The following is a 5,118-nucleotide window of genomic DNA, read 5'->3' on the forward strand; positions in this document are numbered from 1 at the left end:
AACGTCCGCTTCTGGCACAAAGCGGACATTCTTATTGAGTCGAAGGTCCGCYAKGAGYGAAAAGCGGACSTTATCGTTCTTACCAGCTATTGAAGTAATGTTATTTACTTCTGCCTTGCTTGTTCCTCTCCTGACAAGCCATTTAAAACAGTGGAGTCAATTCTAAATATGGTGGTAGTGCTCTCTACCTTGTCGCGTTAGTCTGCCTGTCTCTAATGAATACAAGCAAGAAAATTACACACAGGAGAAAAACGGTGATTTCAAAAGACAATGCTGAGCATTATACCTGGGGTGATGATTGCGACGGCTGGTATCTGGTAAACCGGCAGGATATGCTAATTATTCACGAAAAAATGCCTCCAGGTACGCATGAGAAGCGACACTTTCACTCTGTTTCCAGACAGTTTTTTTATGTCCTTGAGGGTATTCTGACGATGGAACTGGAAGGTGATAAACATGAAATCACCTCCCGGCAGGGAATTGAAATCCCGCCGGGGGCAAAACATCAAGCCCGGAACGACAGCCATCAACCCGTCGAATTTATTGTCATCTCTCATCCGACAACCCGGGGCGATCGTTCTGATCTCTCTTCCTGTTGATAAAAGCTCTCCGACAGCGCTTTTTAAGGAATACCCATAATTATCCTGAACCTGCCCGGCACGGCTGGCGGGCCTGACCAGATGTGAAGGCCTGTTTGATATCTATCAGGACGTTCAGTCGCAAGTGGTAAAGCCTGAAACCAGGTGCTTACCGGGGCGCCGCTGGCGGTGTGGTGTCCAGCGCCATTTTCAGGGCTGATATCAGGAAACTGACCGGTTCATCCGGCGGAACATCCTGACGCAGGATGATGTGTAAAGGCGTGACCCGGCGAGTGCCGTGGCTGAGGGGCAATGGTTTCAGTATACCTGCCGCCAGTTGTTGCTGAATATAGGCCTGCGGCAGCCAGCCATATCCCAGACCGGCCACGACAGCGCCTGCCGCCGCATCCAGAGTGGAGAAATCCCAGTTGTGGCTATCTCCTGAGGCAGTTTTACCGCCGTCTGTTATTTGTATGCGTGGCCAATTACCAAGCAGTGCTTCGGTCAGGGGGCCGGATACAGAAAGCAGCGGATGATCGCGATGTGCTACGGCTATAAAATCCACGTTCATCAGCCACTCTCCCCGGCCAGCAGTATTTTGCCGGTCGGTCACGATCATCACATCAGCATCGTCCACAGCAGACATAGAGGGGAACATGCTTTCCGTGACTTCCGTCAGCCTCACCCGGATATGCGGCCAGCGTTGTTGGAATTGTTGCAGGGCAGAGAAAAGGCGCTCCCGGGGATAGATAACGTCAACCACCAAATTAAGCTGCGACCGCATCCCGTCCTGCAACGTCGCAGCCTGTGCCTCCACATAACTAAACGTTTTCAGGAGTGGGCGTACCTGGCTCAGCAGCGTGGCCCCGGTTGGGGTTAATACAGTACGGCGCCCTTCCGGAACCAGCAACGTCACGCCCAGTAGCGTCTGGAGTTGCGCGAGATTATAGCTAATAGATGACTGGCTGCGGTGTAGCGTTTCGGCGGCGCGGGCAAAGCTGCCGGTGGTGAAGACACAATCCAGTATTGCCCATTGTTCCAGGGTGGTTCTGTTCATAATGATTCAATTATTAGATTAAACCCATCATAATTTAGCGCTATTCACCCAAATATTAAAGCATTAGACTGGCTTTATCGAACAGAGGAGACCTGATATGAGCAACTTTGATAAGCATGATTTAAGCGGTTTCGTCGGTAAACATCTGGTGTACACCTACGATAACGGCTGGAACTACGAAATTTATGTCAAAAATGAACAAACTCTGGACTACCGTATTCACAGCGGCCTGGTAGGGAATCGTTGGGTCAAAGATCAGCGGGCTTATATTGTCCGTGTGGGTGAGAATATTTATAAAATCTCCTGGACCGAGCCAACCGGGACGGATGTTAGCTTAATTGCCAACCTGGGGGATAAACTCTTCCATGGCACTATTTTCTTCCCGCGCTGGGTGATGAATAACCCTGAAAAAACGGTTTGTTTCCAGAATGACCATATTCCGCTGATGAATCAGTACCGCGATGCCGGTCCGGCTTATCCGACGGAGGTTATTGATGAATTTGCCACCATAACCTTTATTCGTGACTGCGGTGCGAATAATGACAGTGTGATTGCCTGCGCGGCGAGTGAACTGCCGGAAAATTTCCCCGATAACCTGCGTTAAATAAGAAAGCGTTAAATTTAAAAGAAACCGGTCACGACGACGGTTTCTTTTTTTGCTGCTAAACCACAACGTTGCCATTAAAACGCAAGTTTGACCGCCGTTTTCCCACTGCTTACTCAGGATGAAGCAGAACCGGATGCCCCAAAATCCTGTTCACGCTCCTCTCTGAGAAAATCAATAAAGGCGCGTAACGGCGCAGACATGAACCTGCTGGAAAAATAGAGCCATGGGCCTTCAAACGTCTGCCACCATTGCGGTAAGACGGGTTCAAGATCCCGGGAGTTGAAATAAGGCTGTAGCCAGTTTTCAAAGGTGGCGATAACGCCCTTGCCGCGTCGCGCGAGATCGATGGCTGCGGAGGCACCGTCAACACCGATAGTGATATAGCCCGGCGGATCAACATTGATGGTTTCACCCTGACGCTCAAACCGCCATGGAACCAGCGCACCACTCGAAAATTTCATGCGTATACAGTCATGCTCAAGGAGATCGGCAGGATGAGCGATCGCGCCCTTTGATTCGAGATATGCAGGGGCGGCTGCCAGGGCTAAGCGTTGTATTCTGGGACCTATGGGGACGGCGATAACATCTTTCGCCAGATGTTCGCCGTAGCGTATACCCGCATCGCAGCCCGCGGCGATGGCATCCACCAGACGGTCTTCGACCATAATTTCTACCCGTATTTGCGAATGCTGCGAGAGAAAACGGTCCAGCAAAGGCGGCAGTATGTCCACCATGACGGCACCCGTGACGTTCAGCTTAAGTTCACCGCGCACATGTTGCCGGGTACTGGTGACATCATTAAGGGCGGCTCGCATTTCCATGAGCAAGGGCGCAATACGCCCGGCCAGCGCCTGTCCTGCCTCTGTTGCCGTGACGCTGCGCGTACTTCGGGTAAAAAGCGGCACGCCAAGGCTCATTTCCAGCGCGGATATTTTCTCGCTGACTGTCGATGGCGATAAGCCAAGTTGCTTTGCCGCGGTGCGAAAGCTCCTCTCCTTAAATACCGCCATAAAAACCGACAGGTTATCCATCCCCGTCGCACTGCTATTGTTCGCCATGTCGATCAGCCTGTTCACATTATGCATGATTATCAAACACTATCAGGCAGGCTATAAATGCCAAACACAAAAGCCGCTTTTTACTAAAAAAGCCACACTCAACGGATCATCAGGAAGCGAACATGAAAAACAAAAATGTGCTTATTACTGGCGCAAACAAAAGTATTGGTTTTGAAACCGCCAGGGAACTGGGTTTACTGGGTTATAAGGTCTGGCTGGGTAGCCGTGACCACGATCGCGGCCAACTGGCTGTGAACAGGTTGACGAAAGACGGTATCGACGCACAGCTTATTATTATCGACGTGACAAATATGCTGAGCATAAATGAGGCCGCCCGGCGGATACAACACGAGGACGGAAAACTGGATGTGCTGATTAACAATGCCGGTATTTTAGGCTCGCATGATGTTGCCCCTGGCGAGCAACCTATTGACGACATAATGGCCGTCTATGATACGAATGTATTTGGTCTTATCAGAGTGACCCAGGCGTTTATTCCCCTGCTTAAATGCGCGCAGAATGCCAGAATAATCATGGTCAGCAGTGGTCTGGGTTCGCTGAAATGGGTGTCTGATTTAAATCATCCTTATTCCCGGGTGCAGGCAATGGGGTATACCAGCTCTAAAAGTGCCGTTAACGCCATTACGGTCGCTTTCGCTAAAGGGTTGATGGCTGAGGGTATCAGCGTAAATGCCGTTGATCCCGGTTATACCGCCACGGATTTCAATGGCCATACGGGCTACAGAACGGTGGCAGAAGCGGCCAGGGGAATTGTCTGGCTGGCAGCGGAGGCAAATGCAGACATCACAGCGGGCTTCTATTTTGATCAAAACAGAGCCCCATGGTAACAGGAACTGACGGTTACTTGCCTGGTACGCTCATAGCATCCCGTTATTGCCATGGCGTAAAAACGCCGGACGTTCATTGAGCCGCGTGAACCAGGCTTCAATGGCTGGTACATCAGGCTTTGCGAACGGCGTCATTTTCCAGCGGTTCACCGACAGCCCGAGCACCACATCGGCCAGGGTAAAGGTCTCGCCCGTCACCCAGTGATGAGTGCGCTGTAATTGCTGTTCAAGAATGCGGATACAATGGTTCCACTGGTTAATGCCTGCGGCAATGGCTGCCGGATCGTTAAAGGCCGGATCCCTGCGCCCCAGCGCCGGGAAGACATAGCGCCAGGCGTTGTTAAACTCCGTCGCCTGCCAGTCCATCCAGCGCTCGACATCCGCGCTGGCACGCGGTTCGCCGGGCAACAGGTCGTCACGCCCGGCTTTGCGCACCAGATAACAGCAGATGGAATTCGATTCCCACAGCACAAAATCGTCGTCAATGATCACCGGCACCATGGCATTCGGGTTCAGGGCGCGGAATTCATCCGTTTCCGTCGGGGTAAATCCGCTGCCGTAATCTTCCTGCAGATAGTCCATTCCGATTTCTTCGCAGGTCCACAGCACTTTACGCACGTTAATGGATGTCGTTTTGCCCAGTATTTTCAGCATGTCTGGCACCCTTCAGTAAGACGTTATTATCCGGGCTACTTTTTACAAAATAGCTTAGTGGCGGCCGCGGCCATCAACCCGATAAACGGCATGGTGGCGGCACCGGAAATGAAATTATGCTGATCGATCTCCTTTTCCCGGCGAATATCTGCAAGACGTGCCAGCGCATGGTTTTTATCGGTGGCACTGACTTCTTCAAACTGCTTTTCATATCCCTGCTCAGACAACGGTAACGCGCCCCGGGCGTCCGATCTTTCCAGCACCACAATATGTTTACCCTTCTGATAAAAACAGTATTCCGGCATGAGATATCTCC

General features: G+C 51.4%; 7 protein-coding genes. 3 read left to right on the plus strand and 4 right to left on the minus strand.

All coding sequences use genetic code 11. The features are described from left to right. Positions 1 to 254 precede the first annotated feature (254 nt). Entirely contained in the window at positions 255 to 599 is a 345-nt protein-coding gene (locus tag QRD42_RS17165; RefSeq protein ID WP_321987699.1) for a cupin domain-containing protein, read from the plus strand. A gap of 148 nt (positions 600 to 747) precedes the next feature. On the opposite strand, the gene QRD42_RS17170 is transcribed toward QRD42_RS17165, so the two are convergent. Beyond that, entirely contained in the window at positions 748 to 1,635 is an 888-nt protein-coding gene (locus QRD42_RS17170) for a LysR family transcriptional regulator (protein ID WP_321987700.1), read from the minus strand. A 97-nt stretch (positions 1,636 to 1,732) separates the two neighbouring features. Here QRD42_RS17170 and QRD42_RS17175 point away from each other — a divergent pair, with 97 nt between their 5' ends. Continuing rightward, a complete protein-coding gene (locus QRD42_RS17175; RefSeq protein ID WP_318363944.1) occupies positions 1,733 to 2,239 on the plus strand; it encodes a phenolic acid decarboxylase in 507 nt (168 codons plus the stop codon). Between the two features lie 116 nt (positions 2,240 to 2,355). On the opposite strand, the gene QRD42_RS17180 is transcribed toward QRD42_RS17175, so the two are convergent. After that, positions 2,356 to 3,300 (minus strand): LysR family transcriptional regulator, encoded by a 945-nt coding sequence (locus QRD42_RS17180; RefSeq protein ID WP_321987701.1) that lies wholly within the window; start codon positions 3,298 to 3,300, stop codon positions 2,356 to 2,358. A 122-nt stretch (positions 3,301 to 3,422) separates the two neighbouring features. Between QRD42_RS17180 and QRD42_RS17185 the strand changes: the two genes are divergently transcribed. Next, positions 3,423 to 4,148: an SDR family oxidoreductase gene (locus tag QRD42_RS17185; RefSeq protein ID WP_321987702.1), complete on the plus strand. Its 726-nt coding sequence runs from the start codon at positions 3,423 to 3,425 to the stop codon at positions 4,146 to 4,148. 30 nt (positions 4,149 to 4,178) lie between these two features. Here QRD42_RS17185 and QRD42_RS17190 read toward each other — a convergent pair whose 3' ends face one another. Both QRD42_RS17190 and QRD42_RS17195 read right to left on the minus strand, forming a co-directional pair. Next, the gene (locus QRD42_RS17190; RefSeq protein WP_321987703.1) at positions 4,179 to 4,802 is read right to left on the minus strand and encodes a glutathione S-transferase family protein; all 624 of its coding nucleotides are present in this window, start codon (positions 4,800 to 4,802) and stop codon (positions 4,179 to 4,181) included. Between the two features lie 35 nt (positions 4,803 to 4,837). Beyond that, on the minus strand, positions 4,838 to 5,118 hold a 281-nt coding region (locus tag QRD42_RS17195; protein ID WP_415877721.1), incomplete at its 5' end, for a hypothetical protein.

Origin of the sequence: Enterobacter sp. PGRG2 (genome assembly GCF_030291195.1) — a bacterium.
In the GTDB taxonomy this organism is placed as follows: Bacteria; Pseudomonadota; Gammaproteobacteria; order Enterobacterales; family Enterobacteriaceae; genus Enterobacter_D.